General features: G+C 59.5%; 21 protein-coding genes. 16 read left to right on the top strand and 5 right to left on the bottom strand.

Annotated elements, in window-relative coordinates:
- The first annotated feature begins 1 nt into the window (after position 1).
- Positions 2-913: a protein translocase subunit SecF gene (gene secF / locus BLU11_RS12845; RefSeq protein ID WP_090273958.1), complete on the top strand. Its 912-nt coding sequence runs from the start codon at positions 2-4 to the stop codon at positions 911-913.
- Positions 914-1077: 164 nt separating this feature from the next.
- Here secF and suhB read toward each other — a convergent pair whose 3' ends face one another.
- Complete coding sequence (suhB, locus tag BLU11_RS12840) at positions 1078-1893, bottom strand: type III secretion system regulator SuhB (protein ID WP_090273956.1); 816 nt, start codon at positions 1891-1893, stop codon at positions 1078-1080.
- Between the two features lie 146 nt (positions 1894-2039).
- On the opposite strand from suhB, the gene trmJ reads away from it, so the two are divergent.
- From trmJ to BLU11_RS12770, 14 genes are all read left to right on the top strand, one after another.
- Positions 2040-2819, top strand: a complete 780-nt coding sequence (gene trmJ, locus BLU11_RS12835) for a tRNA (cytosine(32)/uridine(32)-2'-O)-methyltransferase TrmJ (protein ID WP_090273954.1) — start codon at positions 2040-2042, stop codon at positions 2817-2819.
- A 2-nt stretch (positions 2820-2821) separates the two neighbouring features.
- Complete coding sequence (gene cysE, locus BLU11_RS12830) at positions 2822-3634, top strand: serine O-acetyltransferase (RefSeq protein WP_090273952.1); 813 nt, start codon at positions 2822-2824, stop codon at positions 3632-3634.
- Positions 3635-3645: 11 nt separating this feature from the next.
- A complete protein-coding gene (locus BLU11_RS12825; RefSeq protein ID WP_090273951.1) occupies positions 3646-4800 on the top strand; it encodes an IscS subfamily cysteine desulfurase in 1155 nt (384 codons plus the stop codon).
- A 115-nt stretch (positions 4801-4915) separates the two neighbouring features.
- Positions 4916-5347, top strand: a complete 432-nt coding sequence (ndk, locus tag BLU11_RS12820; protein ID WP_090273949.1) for a nucleoside-diphosphate kinase — start codon at positions 4916-4918, stop codon at positions 5345-5347.
- A gap of 35 nt (positions 5348-5382) precedes the next feature.
- Positions 5383-6531 (top strand): 23S rRNA (adenine(2503)-C(2))-methyltransferase RlmN, encoded by a 1149-nt coding sequence (gene rlmN, locus BLU11_RS12815; RefSeq protein WP_090273946.1) that lies wholly within the window; start codon positions 5383-5385, stop codon positions 6529-6531.
- Between the two features lie 23 nt (positions 6532-6554).
- Positions 6555-7313 (top strand): type IV pilus biogenesis/stability protein PilW, encoded by a 759-nt coding sequence (gene pilW, locus BLU11_RS12810; RefSeq protein WP_090273944.1) that lies wholly within the window; start codon positions 6555-6557, stop codon positions 7311-7313.
- Positions 7313-8269, top strand: a complete 957-nt coding sequence (locus BLU11_RS12805) for a RodZ domain-containing protein (RefSeq protein ID WP_090273941.1) — start codon at positions 7313-7315, stop codon at positions 8267-8269. The genes pilW and BLU11_RS12805 overlap by 1 nt, the downstream gene beginning before the upstream one ends.
- Positions 8270-8296: 27 nt before the next feature.
- Complete coding sequence (gene ispG, locus BLU11_RS12800; RefSeq protein WP_090273940.1) at positions 8297-9409, top strand: flavodoxin-dependent (E)-4-hydroxy-3-methylbut-2-enyl-diphosphate synthase; 1113 nt, start codon at positions 8297-8299, stop codon at positions 9407-9409.
- A 21-nt stretch (positions 9410-9430) separates the two neighbouring features.
- Positions 9431-10714 (top strand): histidine--tRNA ligase, encoded by a 1284-nt coding sequence (gene hisS / locus BLU11_RS12795; RefSeq protein ID WP_090273938.1) that lies wholly within the window; start codon positions 9431-9433, stop codon positions 10712-10714.
- Positions 10715-10763: 49 nt separating this feature from the next.
- Positions 10764-11408, top strand: a complete 645-nt coding sequence (locus BLU11_RS12790; RefSeq protein ID WP_157718677.1) for a YfgM family protein — start codon at positions 10764-10766, stop codon at positions 11406-11408.
- A 5-nt stretch (positions 11409-11413) separates the two neighbouring features.
- The gene (gene bamB, locus BLU11_RS12785; RefSeq protein ID WP_090276464.1) at positions 11414-12550 is read left to right on the top strand and encodes an outer membrane protein assembly factor BamB; all 1137 of its coding nucleotides are present in this window, start codon (positions 11414-11416) and stop codon (positions 12548-12550) included.
- 95 nt (positions 12551-12645) lie between these two features.
- Positions 12646-14088, top strand: a complete 1443-nt coding sequence (gene der / locus BLU11_RS12780; RefSeq protein WP_090276461.1) for a ribosome biogenesis GTPase Der — start codon at positions 12646-12648, stop codon at positions 14086-14088.
- A gap of 259 nt (positions 14089-14347) precedes the next feature.
- Entirely contained in the window at positions 14348-14794 is a 447-nt protein-coding gene (locus BLU11_RS12775; protein ID WP_090273932.1) for a nuclear transport factor 2 family protein, read from the top strand.
- Positions 14795-14861: 67 nt separating this feature from the next.
- Positions 14862-15827, top strand: a complete 966-nt coding sequence (locus BLU11_RS12770; protein WP_090273931.1) for an NAD(P)H-dependent flavin oxidoreductase — start codon at positions 14862-14864, stop codon at positions 15825-15827.
- 45 nt (positions 15828-15872) lie between these two features.
- On the opposite strand, the gene BLU11_RS12765 is transcribed toward BLU11_RS12770, so the two are convergent.
- The 4 genes from BLU11_RS12765 to xseA form a co-directional block, all read right to left on the bottom strand.
- Positions 15873-16400 carry a PadR family transcriptional regulator gene (locus tag BLU11_RS12765; RefSeq protein ID WP_090273929.1) on the bottom strand — a complete coding sequence of 176 codons (528 nt, stop codon included), beginning with the start codon at positions 16398-16400 and terminating at the stop codon, positions 15873-15875.
- A 65-nt stretch (positions 16401-16465) separates the two neighbouring features.
- Positions 16466-18136 (bottom strand): 2-isopropylmalate synthase, encoded by a 1671-nt coding sequence (gene leuA / locus BLU11_RS12760; RefSeq protein ID WP_090273926.1) that lies wholly within the window; start codon positions 18134-18136, stop codon positions 16466-16468.
- Between the two features lie 310 nt (positions 18137-18446).
- The gene (locus tag BLU11_RS12755; protein WP_090273923.1) at positions 18447-19721 is read right to left on the bottom strand and encodes a mechanosensitive ion channel family protein; all 1275 of its coding nucleotides are present in this window, start codon (positions 19719-19721) and stop codon (positions 18447-18449) included.
- An 83-nt stretch (positions 19722-19804) separates the two neighbouring features.
- A complete protein-coding gene (gene xseA / locus BLU11_RS12750) occupies positions 19805-21184 on the bottom strand; it encodes an exodeoxyribonuclease VII large subunit (RefSeq protein ID WP_090273920.1) in 1380 nt (459 codons plus the stop codon).
- Between the two features lie 126 nt (positions 21185-21310).
- Here xseA and guaB point away from each other — a divergent pair, with 126 nt between their 5' ends.
- Positions 21311-22783 (top strand): IMP dehydrogenase, encoded by a 1473-nt coding sequence (guaB, locus tag BLU11_RS12745; protein ID WP_090273917.1) that lies wholly within the window; start codon positions 21311-21313, stop codon positions 22781-22783.
- The last annotated feature ends 7 nt before the right edge of the window (positions 22784-22790 follow it).

Here is a 22790-nt window from a genome sequence, read left to right as displayed (position 1 = left end):
CATGATCAATATTAAAACCATCAACTTCATGCGGCTGCGCAAGGTGTTCTACGCTCTTGCCGCCATTCTCATGATTGGTTCCATCGGCTCGCTGGCAATCAAACAGCTGAATCTCGGGCTGGATTTCACCGGCGGCGCGCTGGTCGAGCTGAACTACAGCGAGCCGGCCGATCTGAGTGCGGTGCGCAGCATGCTGCATGACGGTGGCTGGGAAGATGCCATCGTGCAGAATTTCGGCGCCAGCACCGACGTGATCATCCGTCTGGCCAGTGACGATCCTGATCTGGGTAACGAGATTGCTCGTCTGGTAAAGGCGCAGGATGGTAGTGAAGTGTCCATCAAGCGAGTCGAGTTCATCGGTCCGCAGGTTGGCGAAGAGCTGCGGGATCAGGGTGGTCTGGGCATGCTTTTGGCGCTGGCCGGCATCCTGGTATATGTGGGGCTGCGCTTTCAGCTGAAGTTTGCCGTCGCTGCGGTTGTTGCTCTGCTGCATGACGTGATCTTCGTGCTGGGCTTCTTTTCGCTGTTCGGCCTGCCGTTCGATCTCACCGTTCTGGCGGCGGTCCTCGCGGTAATCGGCTACTCGTTGAACGATACCATCGTGGTATTCGACCGGGTGCGTGAAAACCTTCGGCTGATGCGCAACTCGGACCTCGAGCACGTGATCAACGTATCCACTACGCAGACGCTGGCCCGTACTCTGGCAACGTCCTTCAGTACCTTGTTGGTGCTGTGCGCGTTGTACTGGTTCGGCGGCGAGAATATTCGTGGTTTCGCGCTGGCGCTGATCATAGGTATCGTTGTCGGCACCTACTCTTCCATCTACGTTTCCAATGGTCTGCTTGTCAGTCTGAAGCTGACCCGTGAGGATTTGATTCCGACGCAGCTGGAAGAGGTGGACGAGCGGCCCTGAGGTGCGTGAGTTATAAAGCGTAATAAAAACCCGACTCCTGAAAAGTAGTCGGGTTTTTTGTGAGCGGGCATCCCGGCGCCGCGCGATAACTCGGAAATCAATCCGCGCCGGACACAAAAAAGGCCAGCCCCATGGGGCTGGCCTTTTTGCCGTTCCGGACGACCTCAGCGCTTCATGGCTGGCGTCAGGTGCGGCTGGATTGCGGTGAGCACGGCTTTGAAGCACTTCGGGTTACCGGCAACCACATGGCCCTTCTCGAGAAAGTCGTTGGCGCCGGTGAAATCACTCAGCAGGCCGCCGGCTTCCTGGATCAGCAGGCTGCCTGCAGCCATATCCCACTCGGCCAGGCCGAATTCCCAGAAGGCGTCATAGCGACCGGCGGCCACGTAGGCCAGGTCCAGACTGGCAGCGCCGCAGCGGCGGATGCCGGCGGTCTGGCCGACCAGGCTGCGGAACATGCCCAGATAGTTGTCCAGTGACTCGACCTGGTCTTCCCGGAACGGGAAGCCGGTGCCCAGCAGTGCGCCGTCCAGGCTCTTGCGGCCACTCACGCGCAGGCGCTTGCCGTTCAGTGCAGCGCCCCGGCCGCGGCTGGCGGTGAATTCTTCCTGACGTACCGGGTCGAGAACCACGGCATGTTCGATACGGCCCTTGATGCGGCAGGCGACGCTTACCGCAAAATGCGGGACGCCGCGCAGGAAGTTGGTAGTGCCGTCCAGCGGATCGATGATCCAGACGATATCAGCGCCATCACCGTGGCCCGGCTGGAAGCCGGACTCTTCGGCATGAATGCCATGGTTGGGGTAGGTTTTGCGGAGTTGCTGGATGATGGCCTGTTCCGCAGCCCGGTCCACTTCGCTGACATAATCGTTAGCTTCCTTCTCGCTGACGGTCAGGACATCCAGCCTTTCCATGGAGCGATAGATCAATTCTCCGGCGCTGCGCGCAGCGCGCAGGGCGATGTTCAACATGGGCTGCATACGGGGGCATCTCTGATATAGGTACGAAAAGCCGGAAATTATAGCAGACTTGTCTGTCGACATGAAAAAAAGCGTCGTAGTCAGTGGGGGGTGGATTTTAGTAAGATGCAGGGCTCTTCTGCCTGTAGCGCAACTCTGGAGTGTCCGTGTTCGACAAAATTCGCGTGGTTCTGGTCAATACCAGTCATCCCGGCAATATCGGTGGCGCAGCGCGGGCCATGAAAAATATGGGCTTGAACCAGTTGGTGCTGGTCGACCCGCAACGCTTTCCTGATCCCGAGGCCAATTCCCGTGCTTCTGGTGCTGATGATGTATTGGCCAACGCGCACGTTGTTGCCACGCTGGAAGAGGCGCTGGCCGATTGTGTGTTGGTAATGGGTACCAGTGCCCGTGACCGCCGTATTCCCTGGCCGGTGGTCGATCCGCGGGAAGCGGCCGACAAGGTGCTGGATCAACTTGAAGGTACCGCAGCCGGCCCGGTGGCCCTGGTGTTCGGTCGTGAAGACTCGGGTTTGACCAGCGAGGAGCTGCAGCGCTGCCAATTCCACGTGCATATCCCGTCGAACCCCGATTTCAGCTCACTGAATCTGGCTACTGCGGTCCAGGTGCTGGCCTATGAGCTGCGCATGCAGAGCCTGCAGCGCCAGGGGCAGCCGACCAAGATGCAGAAAGTTGAAACCACTGCGTTGGATAACGAAGTGCCCGCAACCGCCGAGCAGATGGAGCAGTTTTATGCTCATTTGCAACAGGTGCTGGTTGAAATCGGCTTCCTTGACCCCCAGCATCCGAGAAAGCTGATGCCTCGTTTGCGTCGCCTGTTCGGGCGCATCCATCCCAATGTCGTCGAGATGAACATTCTACGCGGCATCTTGACCGAAACTCAGAAAACCATCGGCGTGCAGGCGTCCGGTGCGCGGAGACGTTAAGCATGTTTGACAGAATGAAGGAAGATATCGCCAGCGTATTCCATCGCGATCCCGCGGCCCGTAACAAGCTCGAAGTGCTGTTCTGCTATCCCGGCCTGCACGCCATCTGGTTCCACCGTCTTGCTCATTGCCTGTGGGTGCGCGATGCCCGCCTGCTGGCACGTATGGTGTCCAACCTCGGGCGCTGGCTGACCGGTATCGAACTCCACCCCGGCGCCAAGGTCGGGCGGCGTTTCTTCATCGATCATGGCATGGGCGTGGTGATCGGCGAAACAGCCGAGATTGGTGACGATGTGACTCTGTATCAGGGCGTGACTCTGGGCGGCACCAGCTGGAACAAGGGCAAGCGCCATCCGACCCTGGAAGATGGTGTCGTGGTGGGGGCCGGCGCCAAGGTTCTCGGGCCGTTCACTGTGGGCAAGGGCGCCAAGATCGGCTCCAACGCGGTGGTGACCAAGGCGGTCCCGGCGGGGGCGACAGCAGTGGGTATTCCCGGCCGCATCATCGTCAAGGAAGAGGTGGTTGATGAGCAGCAGATCAAGCGTCAGGCCATGGCCGAGAAAATCGGTTTCGATGCCTACGGTGAGACCCGCGACATGCCCGACCCGGTTGCGCGTGCTATCGGTCTGATGCTAGATCACATGCATGCGGTGGATGGCCGGATCGAGGGCATGTGCCAGGCGCTGAACGAGCTGGGCAGTGATTACTGCGCCCGCGATCTGCCAAAGCTGGATACCGAGGATTTTGAGTCGCTCATGGATGATGCGGATGTCGAGTCGTCCGCTCCGGACGCCGACTCGTCCGCGCCACGCTGAGGGTTGTTGTGATGAAATTGCCGATTTATCTGGATTACGCTGCCACCACGCCGGTTGATCCGCGTGTGGCGGAGAAGATGTGCGCCTGCCTGACCATGGATGGCAACTTTGCCAACCCCGCCTCGCGCTCGCACCTGTATGGCTGGCAGGCCGAGGAAGCCATCGAGCTGGCGCGGCGTCAGGTTGCCGATCTGGTGGGTGCCGACCCGCGCGAGATCGTCTGGACCTCTGGTGCCACCGAGTCGGACAACCTGGCCATCAAGGGCGCCGCCCGCGCCTTCGCTGAACGTGGTCGGCATATCATCACCTCGCAGATCGAACACAAGGCAGTGATCGACAGCTGTCGACAGCTCGAACGTGAAGGCTTCGAGGTCACTTATCTGAAGCCGGGCAGCGATGGGCTGATCACCGTGCCGCAGCTGCAGGCGGCGCTGCGTGAAGACACCATTCTGGTGTCGCTGATGCAGGTCAATAACGAAATCGGCGTGATCAATGATATCGCTGCGCTGGGCGCGGTGGCCCGGGAGCGGCGCGTGTTGTTCCATGTCGATGCAGCGCAGTCCACCGGCAAGCTGGCGATTGATGTCAAACAGCTGCCCGTCGACCTGATGTCGTTCAGCGCCCACAAGACCTATGGCCCCAAGGGCGTGGGCGCGCTCTATGTGCGACGCTCGCCGGATGTGCGTATCGAGGCGCTGATCCATGGCGGCGGGCACGAGCGCGGCATGCGCTCAGGCACCCTGGCTCCGCACCAGTTGGTCGGTATGGGTGCGGCATTCGCCCTGGCAGGCGCCGAGATGGTGGCCGAAAACCAGCGCATGGCAGCGCTGCATGCACAGTTGCTCGAAGGGCTGGCCGGTCTGGACGGGGTTTTTGTCAACGGTTCGACGGAGCATCGGGTACCGCATAACCTGAACCTGGCCTTTGTCGGCGTGGATGGCGAGTTGTTATTGCTGGCATTGCGTGATCTGGCGCTGTCCACCGGGTCAGCCTGCACTTCGGCTTCGGTCGAGCCGTCCTACGTGTTGCGCGCGATCGGCCTTCCGGATGAGCTGGCGCACAGTTCCATTCGTCTGTCGCTGGGCCGCTTCACCACTGAAGATGATATACGGCAGACGTCTGAGGTGCTCTGCAACGCCGTGCTCAAGCTGCGCAAAGCCGGGTAATACGGCGTTTCAACTCGATTGTCGCGCCTGTTACGTATTTGCAGTCAACCTGCGTATAATCTGCGGGTTAACAATTCCTGTTACCTGTCAATTTTCATTTCGTCTGGAGAGTTTCATGGCCGTAGAACGCACCCTGTCCATTATCAAGCCCGATGCCGTTGCCAAGAATGTTGTTGGTCAGATCCTGAGCCGCTTCGAGCAGGCTGGTCTGAGCATCGCTGCGGCCAAGATGGTTCAACTGTCCCAGGCTGATGCCGAAGGTTTCTACGCTGAGCACAAAGAGCGTCCTTTCTTCAAGGATCTGGTCAGCTTCATGATTTCCGGCCCGGTTGTCGTACAGGTTCTGGAAGGCGAAGGCGCAGTACTGAAGAACCGTGATCTGATGGGTGCTACCAACCCGAAAGAAGCGGCTGCCGGTACCATCCGCGCTGACTTCGCTGAATCAATCGATGCCAACGCCGTTCACGGTTCCGATTCCGCTACCTCCGCGGCCCGTGAAATCGGCTACTTCTTCGCCGAAACCGAGCTGTGCCAGCGTACTCGCTGAGCCCTGCCAAGACACCAACTGAGTGATGGATTGCAATGACTGATACCACCGGCAAGATCAACCTGCTGGGCCTGACACAGCCGAAACTGGAAGCTTTTTTCGAAGAGCTCGGGGAGAAGCGCTTTCGTGCCGGGCAGGTCATGAAGTGGATCCATCACTTTGGTGTCGACAATTTTGATGACATGACCAATGTCAGCAAGGCATTGCGCGATAAACTCAAGGCGCGTGCCGAGATTCGCGGCCCGGAAGTGGTCAGCGAAGATATTTCCACAGATGGCACACGCAAGTGGGTAGTGCGGGTGGCATCTGGCAGCTGCGTCGAGACGGTCTACATCCCGCAGAATGGCCGCGGTACGCTGTGCGTATCGTCCCAGGCCGGTTGTGCACTGGACTGCAGTTTCTGTTCCACCGGCAAGCAGGGTTTCAACAGTGACCTGACTGCCGCCGAGATTATCGGCCAGGTGTGGATTGCCAACAAATCCTTCGGCACCGTGCCGGCCCGAGTCGACCGCGCCATCACCAACGTGGTGATGATGGGCATGGGTGAACCCTTGCTCAACTTCGATAATGTGGTCGACTCCATGACGCTGATGATGGACGATCTGGGCTACGGCATTTCCAAGCGCAAGGTGACGCTGTCCACGTCGGGCGTCGTACCGATGATCGAGAAGCTGGGGCAGGTCACGGATGTGGCGCTGGCCCTGTCGCTGCACGCACCGAACGACGAATTGCGTAACCAACTGGTGCCCTTGAACAAGAAATACCCCCTGTCGGTATTGCTGGCAGCCTGCAACAAGTACATTGCCGGGCTGGGCGAGAAGCGTTTCCTGACCATCGAGTACACCCTGCTCAAGGATGTGAACGATCAGCCGGAACACGCCCGACAATTGATCGATCTGCTGCGTGAAACACCTTGCAAGATCAACCTGATTCCCTTCAATCCCTTCCCCCATTCCGGGTACGAGCGGCCGAGCAACAATGCCATCCGCCGCTTCCAGGACATGCTGCACAACGCTGACTACAACGTCACGGTGCGCACTCCCAGGGGAGAGGATATAGATGCAGCATGCGGACAACTGGTCGGCCAGGTCATGGATAAGACCCGGCGCAGTGCGCGCTACATCGCGGTACGCCAGCTTGCTGATGAGCAAGCCGAGGTAACTCCCCCGACAAATCGCCGATAACATCCAGCCGAGGAACGATTGTGATGAGCAAGCACATTGTCGTGATCTGGCTATTGAGTCTGGTGCTCAGTGGCTGTGTGACCACATCTGACCAGCCGACCCGCAAGACGGATCCGGACGAGGCGCGGGATGCCTACGTTCAGCTCGGTCTGGGCTATCTGCAGAAAGGCGAGACCGAACGCGCCAAGGCACCTCTGAGCGAAGCCCTGAAAATCGACCCGCGCTCCGAGTCTGCCCATGTTGCCCTGGCGCTGGTATTTCAGCAGGAAGGCGAGGTGTCCTTGGCCGACAAGCACTTTCGTGCGGCATTGGCCAGTGCGCCAGGCAACCCGCGCATACTGAACAACTACGGCGCATTTCTGATGGAGCAGGAGCGCTACAGCGAAGCGCTGGGCTATTTCCAGAAGGCTTCGGAAGATACCTTGTATCGTGAACGCTCCCGGGTTTTCGAGAACCTTGGCCTGGCCTACAGTCGGCTGGGCGAGGCGGAGGAAGCCAAAGCCAGCTTCGAGCGCGCTCTGCGCCTCAACAGCCGTCAGCCATTGGCATTACTGGAGCTGGCGCGCATGGAGTTTGCCGAACAGAACTACGTGCCTGCCTGGAATCATTACCTGAATTTCAGTCAGATATCCGCGCAGAACGCCTCCAGCCTGTGGCTGGGTGTGCAGTTGGCGCGACGCTTTAATGATCACAACAGGGCGGCCAGCTATGCATTACAGCTGCGCCGGCTGTATCCGGCAACGCCGGAGGCGCGAGCCCTGCATGAGTCGGAGCAGTCCTGATGGCAGAAGAACTGGGAACAGAAACCGGCGCAGGAGCCGGACGCATCAATCCGGGTCAATTGCTGCATGACGAGCGGATACGCGTCGGATTCACCGCCGAGGAAGTCGCTACCCACCTGCGACTGAGCCGGGCCACGCTGGGCTTTCTGGAAGCCGGCCGGTTTGACCGCCTGCCAGGCGATACCTTCGCTCGCGGCTACGTACGTGCCTATGCACGCCTGCTCAAACTGGATCCGAACCGGTTGGTGCAGGACTATGATCGCTACGTCGGTGTCGAGAAGCGCGAAAGCCAGGTCCACACCATCGACAAGGTTGCGCCCAAGCGCGATGCCCGGGTGGTCATGACGCTGACCACGGTGTTGGTTATTGTCATCATGGTATCTCTGGGCTTGTGGTGGTGGAGCGTGAGCCGCGAAGGGCCGAGCCCGGCAGCGGAAATCGGTGCCATGGACGATGTCCAGGTAGACGCAATGGCGCTGCCGGATGACTTCAGCAATCCGACCGCGGAAGCGATCTTCGAGCCGGATACGGCAACCCTGGCGAAGGATTCAGTCGAGCCGGTTGCGCCGGTCGAACCCGAGATGAATGTCATCGAGCCTGATGCAGCGGATGAACCTGCTGCTCCTGCTGCGCCAACCGCGAGCGATGATACCTCGGCCACCACGGCAGAGCTGCCGTCCGCAGCCGCACCGGAGGCCCAGGCAGCGGACGGCCAGGGCGGATTGGTGATGACGTTTTCAGACAACTGCTGGGTTCAGGTCAGTGTTCCCGGCGGCAGGGTGCTGCACAGCGGCCAGATGCAACAGGGTCAGACCCTGAACATTGCGCAGCAGGGGCCGCTGGATCTGGTGATCGGTGCTTCCGCCGCCGTAGCGAAGATTGAATACAACGGGCAGCCAGTGGAGCTCAGGGTCAACAGCCAGTCGGGTGTTGCACGGCTTCGTCTGGGTCAATAGTGGCAACAGGCCCCAAGAGGTAACGCAATGCATCAGCAATCTCCAGTCAAACGCAGAAAATCCCGCCAGATACGTGTGGGTTCGGTCCTGGTGGGTGGTGATGCGCCGATTTCGGTGCAGAGCATGACCAATACCGAAACCTGCGATGTCGCGGCAACGGTCGGGCAGATCCGCCAGCTGGAAGCAGTGGGCGCGGATATCGTCCGCGTCTCGGTACCGAGCATGGAAGCCGCCGAGGCCTTCGGCGAAATCCGCAAGCAGGTGAACATGCCCCTGGTGGCGGATATCCATTTCGACTACAAGATTGCCCTGCGCGTGGCCGAGCTGGGCGTCGATTGTCTGCGTATCAACCCCGGCAACATCGGTCGTGAGGACAGGGTCCGCGCGGTGGTGGATGCCGCTCGCCATCATGGCATTCCGATCCGTATCGGCGTCAACGCCGGTTCGCTGGAAAAGGATCTGCAGAAGAAGTACGGCGAGCCGACACCCGAAGCGCTGCTGGAGTCGGCCCTGCGTCACGTCGATCATTTCGACAAGCTGGACTTCCAGGACTTCAAGGTCAGCGTAAAAGCCTCCGACGTGTTCATGGCCGTCGGCGCCTATCGTCTGCTGGCTGCGCAGATTGAACAGCCATTGCACCTGGGGATTACCGAAGCAGGTGGCTTGCGCTCGGGCACAGTGAAGTCCTCGGTCGGCCTGGGCATGTTGCTGGCTGAAGGCATCGGCGACACCATCCGCATTTCCCTGGCCGCCGATCCGGTCCAGGAAATCAAAGTGGGTTTCGATATCCTCAAATCCCTGCGCCTGCGCTCCCGTGGCATCAATTTCATTGCCTGCCCGAGCTGCTCGCGGCAGAATTTCGACGTGGTCAAGACCATGAACGAACTGGAAGAGCGCCTGGACGATGTTCTGGTGCCGCTGGACGTGGCAGTGATCGGTTGTGTGGTCAATGGTCCGGGTGAGGCCAAGGAGGCTGATATCGGCCTGGCCGGTGGCTCACCGAATAACCTGGTCTATGTTGATGGCGCTCCGAGCCAGAAAATCACCAACGAAGGCATGGTAGACCGCCTGGAAAAAATGATTCGCGAAAAAGTCGCCGCCAAACAGGCGCTGGACGACAACACCATCGTCCGCGGATAAGCGGCAGATAAGGGAAAGACGATTTTGAAGAACCTGCAAGCCGTGCGCGGCATGAATGACATCCTGCCCGCCGACAGTGCGCTGTGGCAATACCTGGAAAGCACCGTGGCCAGCGTCCTGGCCGGCTACGGTTATCAGCAGATCCGTCTGCCGATCGTCGAGCCTACCGAGCTGTTCAAGCGCTCCATCGGCGAAGTCACCGACATCGTCGAAAAGGAAATGTATACCTTCGCAGACCGTAACGGTGACTCCCTGACCTTGCGCCCCGAGGGGACGGCCGGTTGCGTGCGCGCCATGCTCGAGCATGGCCTGCTGGGTGGTGGCGTCAGCCACAAGGTCTGGTACACCGGGCCGATGTTCCGCCACGAGCGACCGCAGAAGGGGCGTTATCGCCAGTTCCATCAGGTGGGCGTGGAAACCTTCAACCTGACTGGCCCGGATATCGATGCTGAACTCATCATTCTCAGCTGGCGCCTGTGGCAGCAGCTGGGGCTGGATGAAGCAGTCACTCTCGAACTCAACAGTCTCGGCTCCAGCGCCGACCGGGCCCGCTATCGGGACGATCTGGTGGCCTATCTGCGCGAGCGCTTCGAGCAGTTGGACGAAGACAGTCAACGCCGGCTGGACAGCAACCCGCTGCGCGTTCTTGATAGCAAAAACCCTGACACCCAGGCGCTGCTGGCCGACGCGCCGGCACTCGCAGATTACCTGAACGACGAGGCCCGGGCCCATTTCGACGGTCTGAAAGCCGTGCTGGATGTCGCCGGTATTCCTTATGTGATCAATCCGCGACTTGTGCGCGGGCTGGACTATTACGGGCTGACGGTGTTCGAATGGGTAACCGACAAGCTTGGCGCCCAGGGCACTGTATGTGCCGGCGGTCGTTATGACGGGCTGGTCGAGCAATTGGGCGGCAAGCCTGCCCCGGCGGTCGGCTTTGCCATGGGTATGGAGCGTCTGTTGCTGCTGATCGAAACCCTCGGCAAAGTACCCGCCGAACTGTCCCGGCAGGTTGATGTCTATCTGGTCGCCCTGGGTACGGGAACGCAACAGGCGGCCATCCGTCTGGCTGAACAGTTGCGGGATGCCTTGCCCGGAATACGTCTGGTAGTGCATTGTGGCGGCGGCAGTTTCAAGAGCCAGTTCAAGAAAGCCGACAAATCCGGCGCGTTGTGTGCATTGATTCTCGGTGAAGAGGAAGCCGCAGCGGGGCAGGTTGGTCTCAAACCCCTGCGCGGGGAGGGCGAGCAACTGAACCTTGCCTGGGATGCAGTACCTGAGCAGCTGCGCAAGGTGCTGCTGTAAGTTCCGTAACAACGAACCAATTGATTGGGTGCGGTATAAGGAGAGCAGGGTGAGTTACCAGACAGAAGACGAACAGGTAGAAAAGATCAAGGAAGTCTGGCACCGCCATGGTGTGCCCGTGCTTACCGGCGTGGTATTGGCATTGGCCGGTGTGTTTGGCTGGAATGGCTGGACCAACTACCAGGAAACCAAGGCCGCCAACGCGTCTGCCGTATACCAGAATATGCTTGAAAGCGTGTTGCAGGATGACAGCGAAGCGGGCCGCACGCGTGGCGCCGAATTGGCTGAAACCCTGCGCAAGGATTATCCGGGTACCCGGTACGCCAGTTTCGCTGCGCTGATGCAGGCGCGCCTGGCAGTGGAAGCCGAAGACTTTGCTGCAGCGGAAACCTTGCTGCGCGATGTTGCCGATGATGGCAGCGACAAGGCCCTGCAGGAAGTTGCCCGCCAGCGCCTTGCGCGGGTACTGGCGCAGCTGGAGCGTGCCGAAGAGGGGCTCGAGCTGTTCAGCGCGCCCATATCCGGCGAGCTGCTGGCCGGTCGTGAGGAAGTGCGCGGCGATCTGCTGCTGACTCTGGGACGAGTGGAAGATGCTCGTCTGGCTTATCAGGCTGCGCTCGACGCCACCGGTGACCCGCGCGCGCGTCCGCAGCTGCAACTTAAACTGGACGACCTGGCGGAGGAAGCCTCTTGAAGCTGATGTCCCGAACTCTGGTTGCGGGGCTTGCTGCCCTGCTACTGGCCGGCTGCAGTGGTTCCGGCAAGAAGGAACTGCCACCGGCAGAATTGGAAAAATTCGATGCCGAAGTACAGCTTGATCGCAGCTGGAAACGCAATATCGGCGTCGGCCAGGGCGAGCTGTTCAATAAGCTGAAGCCGACGGTCGACGGGCTGACCCTGTATGCTGCCGATGCCAAGGGCCGCGTGGTGGCGATGGATCGTGATACCGGCTCGGTCAACTGGCAGGTCAAGCTCAAGGAGCCGCTGTCCGGTGCTGTCGGCGCCGGCGGCGGACGTGTCATGCTGGGTACGCTGAACGGCAGCGTGATTGTCCTTGATGAAAACGATGGCAGTGAGCTGTGGCGTGCACAGGTATCCAGCGAAGTGCTGGCAGCCCCGCAGACCAACGGCGACGTGGTGGTAGTGCAGACCCAGGACGACAAACTGGTGGCACTGGATATCGGTACCGGCGAGCAGCGTTGGATCTATGAATCCAGCTTGCCGGTACTGACCGTGCGAGGGCACAGTGCACCTGTGGTCTCCCTGCATCGCGTGTATGCCGGTCTGGCCAGCGGCCGCGTGGTAGCACTGGATGCCCAGAATGGCATCCCACTGTGGGAGCAGCGAATTGCCCAGCCTCAGGGGCGTTCGGAACTGGAACGCATGGTGGATATCGACGGCGAGCTGCTGCTGAATGACCAGACACTGTATGCCGCTACCTATCAGGGCAACCTAGTTGCTCTGGACAGTGAAACCGGCAACATTCGTTGGCAACGTCCCACATCCAGCCATGCCGGTCCGGCTGCGGGTTTTGGCAGCGTATATCTGAGCCAGGCTGGCGGCACGCTTGAAGCCTATGACCAGAGCCGCGCGACCCCGCTGTGGACCAACGACAGTCTGCAGCGCCGCCAGCTCACCGGCCCGGTTGCATTCAGCAGTTACGTGGCCGTAGCTGACTTCGAAGGCTACGTGCACCTGCTGGCACAGACCGACGGTCGCCTGGTCGGCCGTGTGCGGGTCGACAGCAAAGGTGTTCGCGTCGCGCCGATCGTGCAGGGCGATACGTTGTATATATACGGTAACAGTGGTGATCTGGCGGCCTACCAGCTGCGCTGAAGCCGAAACAGGTTATACTTTCCCGGCCGCTGCCCACTGACGGAGCAGCGGCCTTTTTGTTTTTGTTTGGCGCCGATAAGGTGCGCGGAGTAATCATGGTTCCTGTCATTGCCCTGGTGGGCCGACCGAATGTCGGTAAATCCACACTGTTCAACCGTCTGACCAAAAGTCGTGACGCCATAGTCGCCGACGTGGCGGGGCTGACGCGCGATCGCCAATACGGCGAGGCGGTCTGGCAAGGGCAGCCTTATATTGTTGTTGATACCGGCGGTCTGACCGGTGACGAGCACGGCATCGACACCATCATGGCCGGCCAATCGCTGCAAGCCATCGAAGAAGCTGATGCGGTACTGTTTCTGGTGGACGCGCGTTCCGGCCGTACTGCCGGTGACGAGATGATCGCCGAGCATCTGCGTAAGCGCGACAAGCACGTTTTTCTGATTGCCAACAAGCTCGATGGCGCCGATCAGGATTCCATCATCGGCGAGTTCGCCGCCTTGGGTCTGGGTCAGCCGATTGGCATCGCGGCCGCTCATGGTCGCAACATCAACCCGATGCTGCAGGCGGTACTGGGCGAAGGCAATATCGAGACCGAAGAACGGGACGAGAACGGTGAAATTATCGAGCGCCTGCAGGTCGAGCCGATCGGCACCAAGATTGCGGTCATCGGCCGCCCCAACGTCGGCAAGTCCACGCTGGTCAACCGCATGCTGGGTGAAGACCGGGTGGTGGTATTCGACCAGGCCGGCACCACGCGGGACAGTATCTATATTCCCTACGAACGTCACGACAAGCCTTACACGCTGATCGATACCGCCGGTGTGCGGCGTCGCGGAAAGGTGTTCGAGGCGATCGAGAAGTTCTCGGTGATCAAGACCCTGCAGGCAATTCAGGATGCCAACGTGGTGATCTTCGTCGTCGATGCCCGTGACGGTATCGTCGAGCAGGATCTGCATTTGCTCGGCTTCGTGCTGGAAGCAGGGCGTGCGCTGGTGATTGCCATCAACAAGTGGGACGGCATGGATCAGAGCGAGAAGGAGTACGTCAAGACCGAGCTCCAGCGCCGTTTGATCTTCACCCAGTTCGCCGATCAGCACTTCATTTCCGCTCTGCATGGCAGTGGTGTCGGCTTGCTCTATAAGTCGGTGGATCAAGCCTTTGAAAGTGCCATGACCAAGATTCCGACCAAGCGCATGACCGAGATTCTCGAGGCCGCCGTGGCTGAGCATCAGCCGCCCATGGTCAATGGTCGGCGGATCAAGATGCGCTATGCTCACCTGGGTGGCTCCAACCCGCCGATTATCGTGATTCACGGTAATCAGCTGGACGCGGTGCCCCGTTCTTATACCCGCTATCTGGAGAATGTGTTCCGCAAGGTGCTGAAATTGGCAGGCACGCCGATTCGTGTGGAATACAAGAGTGGCGACAACCCCTATGCGGATCAGAAGAACAAGTTGTCCGAGCGCCAGGTAAACAAGAAGCGCCGCCTGATGAGTCATCACAAGAAAGCCGAGAAGAAGCGCCGGGACAAGCGCTGAGTCCGGTTGTCCTGCTCACAGCTCTGATGCTGCCATTACAGAGAACCCGCCGCCGGCGGGTTTTTTGTGTCTTTTTCGCAGCAGGGATGACTCGCCGCGACGATGTCCAGAGAACGGCCTGACCGAAGGCCTCTGCACTTATTAGTATGCAACCAGTTGCACACACGGCATGGGATTTGCTAATTTGCGACAGTGGATTGCAGGCCGACTTGTAACCGAGCGGATGGCCGCTTCATCTTGCCAAATAAAGGAAACAATCATGCAAGTACAACAACTATCCTCTGCAGCTCAGCATACCTTGGCCGCCTGGCATGAGATTCTCGAGCGTAACGCCATGGAAGAGCTGGACCCCTGGCTGGCAGATGACATCGTATTCCGCTCACCGGTAGCGCATACGCCTTATCCTGGCAAAGCCGCGATCAAGCTGGTTCTCAAAACCGTCAATACGGTATTCGAAAATTTCACCTATTACCGCAGTTTCGTCAGTGAAGACGGCAACAGCGTGGTGCTGGAATTCAGTGCCGAGGTCAATGGCAGACAGCTCAAGGGTATCGACATGTTGCGCTTTGATGCCCAAGGCAGGATCCTGGAGTTCGAGGTCATGGTTCGCCCGCTCAATGGGTTGCAGGCATTGGCTGAGGAGATGGGTAAGCGGATGGCGCCCTTTGCTGCGGTGCTCAAGGGTGGGGCCGCTCAGGACGGTTGATCGGCTGTTCAGCTGTTCAGTTGTGTCCTCCATTCATTTTCCATGTTTGATCTTCAGGAGTATTTTTATGGCTTTGCCCGCTATTCTCAAGGACTGTTTATCCATTCCGGTGGTCGGTTCGCCGCTGTTCATCATCTCCAACCCCGATCTGGTCATCGCCCAGTGCAAGGCCGGGGTGGTGGGTTCTTTCCCTTCCTTGAATGCCCGGCCCATCGAGGTTTTCGAGCAATGGTTGCAACGCATTACCAGCGAGTTGGCCGAATACAACGCGCAGCATCCCGACCAGCCGGCGGCGCCCTTTGCCGTCAACCAGATAGTGCACAAGTCCAATGATCGACTGGAGCAGGATCTGCAGTTATGCGTCAAATACAAGGTGCCGATCGTCATTACCTCGTTGGGCGCTCGCGAGGATGTGAACAATGCGGTGCACTCCTACGGCGGTATCGTATTGCATGACGTGATCAACAACTTCTATGCGAAGAAGGCGATTGAAAAGGGTGCCGACGGGCTCATCGCCGTAGCCGCTGGCGCAGGTGGTCATGCCGGTACGCTGTCGCCATTTGCACTGATCCATGAGATCCGCGAATGGTTCGACGGGCCGCTGCTCTTGTCCGGCGCCATCTCCAACGGTAATGCCATCCTTGCAGCGCAGGCGGCTGGGGCGGACCTGGCTTACGTGGGCTCGGCATTCATCGCTACCCATGAGGCCAATGCCGATGAAGCCTACAAGAACATGATCGTCGACAGTACCGCTTCGGATATCCTGTACTCCAACCTGTTTACCGGCGTTCACGGTAACTACCTGACCAAGAGCGTTATCAACGCTGGTCTGGATCCGGCAGCGTTGCCTGAATCCGATCCCTCAAAGATGAACTTTGGTTCCGGCGGCAGTACCAAGGCCAAGGCCTGGCGGGATATCTGGGGGGCGGGGCAGGGTGTCGGCGCGGTGAAGCAGGTCGTGTCCGCAGCAGATCTGATCAAGCGTCTGCAGAGCGAGTATCAGGCCGCGCGCGAGCGTCTCACGGCTTTGTAATCCGCTCAATACTCGCGTGGCCGGGTAGCCCCCGGCCTCGACTGATCACTCCATCAGCGGCAGGGTTTCCTTTGCCCAGGCCAGCCAGTTCTCTTCGGTCTTGATGCCCATGCGCAGCACTGCATGACGCAGCTTCTGCGCGTGATCCATATCGGCAGCCGGAAAATCGCGTTGCTCTATATCGCGGTACATCTGCAGGCGCGTCTTGTGCAGTGCTATCAAGCGATGCAGTTCCTGGCTGGCACCCAGTGGGCCGAGGACGGCTTCGGCGCGCAGTTTGATCAACAGCGCCTGGTCGCTTCGGCCTGGATCGCCAGGCTCTGCTATCCAGCGCGCTAGTTCCCGGCGGCCGGCTTCCAACACATGGTAGGTCTTTTTCCTGCGACTGGTGCCGGTGGCATCGTGCTCTGCCAGTAACCAGCCGGCGTCGGCCATGCGTGCCAATTCACGGTAGATCTGTTGGTGGGTTGCCTGCCAGAAATAGCCGATCGAATGATCAAAGCGGTTGGCCAGCTCATAGCCGGAGGAGGGTTTTTCCAGAAGGGAGGTGAGCAGCGCATGTTGGATTGACATGCGCTGATTCTATCCTGTCGTTGCTGGCGGGCAAAGCCGGCATGCTGCCGGCGCGGGTGAAGTGGTCAGGCGGCCTGGGCTTCGGCCTGACGCTTGGCCCGGTTCAGTGCGCTGAACAGCGCACGGAAGCTGGCGGTGGTCAGGTTCTCGTCAATCCCGATGCCATGCAGTGGTCGGCCATTGTCCAGGCGAATCTCGATGTAAGCCGCCGCCTTGGCATTACTGCCCGAGCCGATGGAGTGTTCATGGTAATTGATGATCTCCACCGCGACAGGCAGGGCTGCGGTCAGAGCCTCCAATGGGCCCTTGCCCATACCGCGCCAGTGCAGCGTATTGCCGGCATGGAGCACTTCGACATCCACCGCGCTGGTACCATTCTCCTCCTGCAGGCGATGGCGGACCAGAGCGTAGGGGCTGCTGGCCTGCAGGTATTCCTGTTGGAGCAACTGATGGATTTGCCCGGCGGTCATTTCCAGACCGAGTCGGTCGGTTTCCCGCTGCACCACCTGGCTGAATTCGATCTGCATGCGGCGCGGCAGGCTGATGCCGTATTCCTGTTCCAGCAGGAAGGCAATACCGCCCTTGCCGGATTGACTGTTGACGCGGATGACCGCCTCGTAGCTGCGGCCGATATCCGCGGGGTCGATAGGCAGGTAGGGTACTTCCCATACGCCATTCGGGACCTGCTGGGCAAAGCCCTTGCGAATCGCATCCTGGTGCGAGCCGGAGAAGGCAGTGTGTACCAGATCACCGGCATAGGGGTGGCGCGGGTGAACCGGCAATTGGTTGCAGTCCTCGACCACTTTGCGCACGGCATCTATGTCGGAGAAGTCCAGCTGCGGATCCACACCCTGGGTATAAAGGTTCAGTGCCAGCGTGACCAGGCAGACGTTGCCGGTGCGCTCGCCATTGCCGAACAGGCAGCCTTCAACACGATCGGCGCCAGCCATCACCGCCAGTTCCGACGCGGCTACGCCAGTGCCGCGGTCGTTGTGCGTATGCACGCTGATCAGCACGCTGTCACGCCGGTCGATATGGCGACCGAACCACTCGATCTGGTCGGCATAGTTGTTCGGCGTGGCACATTCGATGGTGGCCGGCAGGTTGAGGATCAGCTTGTTCTGCGGGGTTGGCTCGAACACGCTGACCACCGCGTTGCATAAGTCCACGGCAAAGTCGGTCTCGGTCGAACTGAACACCTCAGGGGAGTACTCGAAGCGCCACTGGGTTTCCGGTGCAGCCTCGGCCAGGCGCCGGATGGTCTTGCCCGCTGCCACGGCGATGGCCTTCACTCCAGCCTGATCCTGATCAAAGACGATCCGGCGGAAGGCCGGCGCGCAGGCATTGTAGTAATGCACGATGGCTTTTTTCGCGCCCTTGATGGACTCGAAAGTACGTTCGATCAGATCATCGCGGGCCTGGGTCAGCACCTGGATGGTGACATCGTCAGGAATATGGTCGCCTTCGATCAACTCGCGCACGAAGTCGAAATCGGTCTGCGAAGCGGATGGAAAGCCGACTTCGATTTCTTTCAGACCCACGGCGACCAGACATTTGAAAAAAAGTATTTTCTTTTCCGCATCCATCGGCTCGATCAGCGACTGGTTGCCATCGCGCAGGTCGGTGGACAGCCAGACGGGTGCCCGATCGATGATCTTGTCCGGCCAGGTGCGGTCGGGCAGGGTAATCGAAGTGAATGGACGGTATTTGCTGGACGGGTCGTTAAGCATGCTCATGGCGAAAATCCTGTTCTGTATTCTGGTGGCCGCAGGGGCCGACAATATCGGTCAGACGAGAGAGTAGGCGTCAGTGACGCAGTCGCTGGCTAACCAGGCAGAGACAGGTATGCTGTCGGAGGGTGATGAGTGTCTGAAGTGTTTTCATGCTTCGACTTTAGATATTTTGCGCTCCATGCGCAATATGCGGAAGAAAAAAGCAATATCTATGCGCATTCATGGTGGTTATTAGTATTTTATTGCTGTGCAATGTTGCTTTTCGGGGGTTGGCAGCAGAATACGGCGCGCCCAGACGGGCGCGCCGGTGAGACTATCCCAGCGAGCTGACGCCGGCTTCCGATTCCGCGTGGCGCGGCAGGTTTATCTGGCGCAGGTCATTGCCGCTTGGGTGTTGGAATACCCGCAGTCCGAATTCCGGCAGGATTGCCAGCAGGTGATCGAATATGTCCCCTTGGATACCTTCATATTCGGACCAGGCCACTGTGTTGGTGAAACAGTACAGCTGCATTGGCAGGCCATCAGCAGTCGGGCTGAGCTGACGGACCATCAGTGTCATATTCTGATGAATGCCTGAATGACTGCGCAGATAGCGATCCACATAGGCGCGGAAAGTGCCGATGTTGGTGATTCTGCGAGTGTTTACCGGCTCCTGCCCCTGTTGCTCCAGCTGCTTGTTCCACTCATCGATATCGGCTTGTTTATCGTTCAGGTAGTCATCCAGCAGGCGAAAGCGGTGCAGGTGTCGGCATTCATCATCGTCGAGAAAATGCACGCTCTGCTGATCAAGCATGATGCTACGCATTATCCGCCGCCCCCCGGACTCCTGCATGCCGCGCCAGTTCTTGAAAGGATCGCTGATCAGCCGCTTGGTGGGAATGGTGGTGATGGTCTTGTCCCAATTCTGCACCTTGACGGTGTGCAGCGAGATATCGATGACATCGCCATCAGCGCTCAGTGCGGGCATTTCCACCCAGTCGCCGACACGTACGATATCGTTGGAGCTGATCTGGACGCTGGCGACCAACGACAGCAGGGTGTCCTGGAAAATCAACATGAGCACGGCGGCCATGGCACCCAGACCCGAGAGCAGTATCAAGGGCGAGCGGTCGATCAGGGTGGCAATGATCAGAATGGTGGCAATCGAATAGACCACGATGTTGACCACTTGAATGTAACCCTTGATGGGCTTCATGCGAGCTTTCGGGCGGCGTTCGTAAACGGTGTTGACCAGAGTCAATGCGCTGGCAATGGCCAGCGCCACCGTGAGAATGATGAACGCGCCGCAGACGTTGCGCACTATGGTGACCAAGGTGTCTGACAGGCCGGGAATCAACCCGATACCGATAGACAGGATCAGCGCTGGGACGATATTGGCCAGCCGGGAAATGACATTGGAGTTATGCAATGCCTGATCATGGCCGACCGGGGTGGCACGCAGCAGGTGCATGAGTCCGCGAATCAGGATGCGCTTGACGATCCAGTTAGCGATCCAGGCGCCCAGTATCAATGCTGTGAGCGCTATCAGTGTATACAGCTGGGGATAATCCTCCAGCCAGTTGATGACATCGTTGTATTGCGATTCCATGGTGTTCCCGATGGTTAGTGACTTGACGCGCCGCTGGCGATGCGCGGCGCCATCCTAGCAAAGGCAGATTGCGATTGCTGTCCTCAATCCAGCAGCGATAGCGTATGCGGCTGGTCTTCCTCGACCCGCAGGGTCAGCCGGCCTTCGCTCAGTCGGGCCTGCAGACGCTGACCGGGACGGGTGTCGCCTTGCTTGCGGATGGCCATGCCGTGGTTGTCCAACAAAATACTATAACCACGACCCAGAGTCGCCAGCGGGCTGACGAGATGAAGTGTCTGCATGGCATTGGTCAGTCGCTGGCGATGCTGTTGCAGCTGCTGTCGCATGACGCGTGGCAAGCGCTGTTGCAGCTGTTCCAGGCGCTCGCCGAGAACCTGCAGGCGGCGACCGGGATGTTGATGCTGGAGACGCCCCTGCAACTGCTCCAGGAGGTGACGCTGGTGTTGCAGGCGGTGATTCAAGGCGCGCTGCATGCGCATTTCCAGTTCATCCAGGCGCTGAGCCTGCTGTGCCAGGCGTTCGCCGGGGTGGCGCAGGCGGCGGCGCAGATTGTCCAGGCGCAGACCGTCGCGAGCCAGCCGTACTTTCATGCACTGTTGCAATTGCCGATGGCTGCGCTGCAGTTGAGCCAGCATGGCCTGGGTATCCGGACTCAACAGTTCAGCGGCCGCCGAGGGTGTGGGTGCGCGCAGGTCGGCAACGAAGTCACTGATCGAGACGTCCGTCTCATGGCCCACAGCGCTGATAATCGGTGTCCGGCAGGCGGCAACGGCGCGAGCGACCATTTCCTCATTGAACGGCCAGAGATCCTCCAGGGAACCGCCGCCACGGGCCAGAATCAGCGCGTCGAAGCCCGCTAGGTCGGCGCGTTCCAGGGCGCGCACAATCTGCGGCGCCGCCTCGCGGCCCTGCACGGCGGTGGGGCTGATGACCAGTTCGATGAAGGGCGCACGCCGGCCAAATACGCTGATGATGTCCCTTACTGCAGCGCCGCTGGGGGAGGTGATCACACCAATACGAGTCGGGTGTGACGGCAGCGGGCGTTTGCGTTCTGCCGCAAACAGCCCTTCGCTCTGCAGTTTTGCCTTGAGCGCATCAAACGCCTGGCGTAGCGCGCCGTCTCCGGCGGGCTCGAGACTGTCGATGATCATCTGATAATCGCCCCGGCCTTCATACAGGCTCACCCGGCCCCGGGCCTGCACCAGCAGTCCGTCGCGCAGGTCGAGTCTTATGCGGGCGGCATTCTGTCGAAACAGCGCACAGCGCACCTGGGCACCGCTGTCCTTGAGCGTGAAGTACAAATGACCGGAGGAGGGGCGGGCCAGATTGGACAGTTCGCCCTCAACCCAGACCCGCGGGAAAACTTCTTCCAGCAGGCTGCGGGCCCGTGCGTTAAGCTGGCTGACGGTGAGCACGTCGCGCTCTGTGCTCAAGCGTTGGAAAATAGCGTCATCATTGTTCATGCGCGCATATTAACAGCTCATGGCCGGCAGAATAATTCATTGGCTCTTCGATGATTCCAATTGAGTACTGCTGACGGCATGGGTATAATGACGCGCTTCCATTTTTCCCGCTCGGGAGCCCCTGCTATGCTGCGTATTCGCCAAGAAGCCCTTACTTTCGATGATATCCTGCTGGTGCCCGGTTATTCCGAAGTGCTGCCCAAGGATGTCAGTCTGAGAACCCATCTGACTCGGGGGATCGAGCTGAGCATTCCCCTCATCTCGGCGGCCATGGATACCGTGACCGAAGCCCGTCTGGCCATTTCCATGGCTCAGGAAGGCGGCATCGGCATTATCCACAAGAACATGACCATCGAGCAGCAGGCCAATGAGGTACGCAAGGTCAAGAAATACGAGGCCGGCGTAGTCAAGGACCCGATCACCATTGACGCCGACGCGTCGGTGAACGAGCTGTTCGAGCTGACTCACCAGAACAACATTTCCGGTGTGCCGGTGCTGTACAACGGCGATCTGGTCGGTATTGTCACTTCCCGTGATATCCGCTTTGAAACCCGCATGGACGTCCGCGTGCGCGACGTGATGACGCCCAAGGAACGGCTGGTCACGGTCAAGGAAGGCTCCTCCACCAGCGAAGTGCGCAAACTGCTGCATAAACATCGCATCGAGCGCGTGCTGGTAGTGGATGACGCCTTCCGCCTCAAGGGCATGATGACCGTCAATGATATCGAGAAGGCCAAGGCCTATCCGTTGGCGAGCAAGGATGAGCAGGGGCGGCTGCGCGTAGGTGCTGCAGTAGGTACCGGCGCGGAAACCGAAGAACGCGTTACCGCTCTGGTCAAGGCCGGCGTCGACGTGATCATTGTGGATACCGCTCATGGCCACTCCAAAGGCGTGATTGATCGCGTCAGCTGGGTCAAGCAGGCCTACCCGCATATTCAGGTGATTGGCGGTAATATTGCCACCGGCGCTGCTGCCCTCGCGTTGGTTGCTGCCGGCGCTGATGCGGTCAAGGTCGGTATTGGCCCAGGCTCTATCTGTACCACCCGTATTGTCGCCGGCGTTGGTGTACCGCAGATTTCAGCGATTGGCGACGTTGCCGCTGCGCTGAAGGACACCGGTGTACCGCTGATTGCCGATGGCGGTATCCGCTTCTCCGGCGATCTGGCCAAAGCCATCGCTGCCGGCGCGTCCGTGGTGATGATGGGCTCCATGTTCGCCGGCACTGAGGAGTCACCTGGCGAGATCGAGCTGTTCCAGGGGCGCTCCTATAAGGCCTACCGCGGCATGGGTTCGCTGGGCGCCATGGCCAACGTTGGCGGTGGTTCCGCTGACCGCTACTTCCAGGATGCCGGTGCCGGTGCCGAGAAGCTGGTGCCTGAAGGTATCGAAGGCCGGGTAGCCTACAAGGGTGCGCTGGCAGCGATTCTGCATCAGCTGATGGGTGGTCTGCGCGCTTCCATGGGCTATACCGGCTGTGGCAGCATCGAAGAAATGCGCACCAAACCCGAATTCGTACGTATTACCGGCGCCGGTATGAGTGAGTCGCATGTGCATGATGTGCAGATCACCAAAGAGGCACCGAACTATCGGGTCGGTTGATCGACCC

Origin of the sequence: Halopseudomonas litoralis (genome assembly GCF_900105005.1) — a bacterium.
Lineage (GTDB): Bacteria > Pseudomonadota > Gammaproteobacteria > Pseudomonadales > Pseudomonadaceae > Halopseudomonas > Halopseudomonas litoralis.
The sequence above is the reverse complement of the archived record's forward strand: the minus strand, read 5'-3'. Positions and strand labels throughout refer to the sequence as shown.

Excerpts from the sequence above, each read along its gene's own strand:
- bamB (WP_090276464.1), top strand. The coding sequence starts at position 11,414 with ATGTCCCGAACTCTGGTTGCGGGGCTTGCTGCCCTGCTACTGGCCGGC.
- secF (WP_090273958.1), top strand. The coding sequence starts at position 2 with ATGATCAATATTAAAACCATCAACTTCATGCGGCTGCGCAAGGTGTTC.
- cysE (WP_090273952.1), top strand. The coding sequence starts at position 2,822 with ATGTTTGACAGAATGAAGGAAGATATCGCCAGCGTATTCCATCGCGAT.
- der (WP_090276461.1), top strand. The coding sequence starts at position 12,646 with ATGGTTCCTGTCATTGCCCTGGTGGGCCGACCGAATGTCGGTAAATCC.
- rlmN (WP_090273946.1), top strand. The coding sequence starts at position 5,383 with ATGACTGATACCACCGGCAAGATCAACCTGCTGGGCCTGACACAGCCG.
- BLU11_RS12770 (WP_090273931.1), top strand. The coding sequence starts at position 14,862 with ATGGCTTTGCCCGCTATTCTCAAGGACTGTTTATCCATTCCGGTGGTC.
- ispG (WP_090273940.1), top strand. The coding sequence starts at position 8,297 with ATGCATCAGCAATCTCCAGTCAAACGCAGAAAATCCCGCCAGATACGT.
- pilW (WP_090273944.1), top strand. The coding sequence starts at position 6,555 with ATGAGCAAGCACATTGTCGTGATCTGGCTATTGAGTCTGGTGCTCAGT.
- BLU11_RS12765 (WP_090273929.1), bottom strand. The coding sequence starts at position 16,400 with ATGTCAATCCAACATGCGCTGCTCACCTCCCTTCTGGAAAAACCCTCC.
- leuA (WP_090273926.1), bottom strand. The coding sequence starts at position 18,136 with ATGAGCATGCTTAACGACCCGTCCAGCAAATACCGTCCATTCACTTCG.
- ndk (WP_090273949.1), top strand. The coding sequence starts at position 4,916 with ATGGCCGTAGAACGCACCCTGTCCATTATCAAGCCCGATGCCGTTGCC.
- guaB (WP_090273917.1), top strand. The coding sequence starts at position 21,311 with ATGCTGCGTATTCGCCAAGAAGCCCTTACTTTCGATGATATCCTGCTG.
- suhB (WP_090273956.1), bottom strand. The coding sequence starts at position 1,893 with ATGCAGCCCATGTTGAACATCGCCCTGCGCGCTGCGCGCAGCGCCGGA.
- xseA (WP_090273920.1), bottom strand. The coding sequence starts at position 21,184 with ATGAACAATGATGACGCTATTTTCCAACGCTTGAGCACAGAGCGCGAC.
- BLU11_RS12825 (WP_090273951.1), top strand. The coding sequence starts at position 3,646 with ATGAAATTGCCGATTTATCTGGATTACGCTGCCACCACGCCGGTTGAT.
- BLU11_RS12775 (WP_090273932.1), top strand. The coding sequence starts at position 14,348 with ATGCAAGTACAACAACTATCCTCTGCAGCTCAGCATACCTTGGCCGCC.
- BLU11_RS12805 (WP_090273941.1), top strand. The coding sequence starts at position 7,313 with ATGGCAGAAGAACTGGGAACAGAAACCGGCGCAGGAGCCGGACGCATC.
- BLU11_RS12755 (WP_090273923.1), bottom strand. The coding sequence starts at position 19,721 with ATGGAATCGCAATACAACGATGTCATCAACTGGCTGGAGGATTATCCC.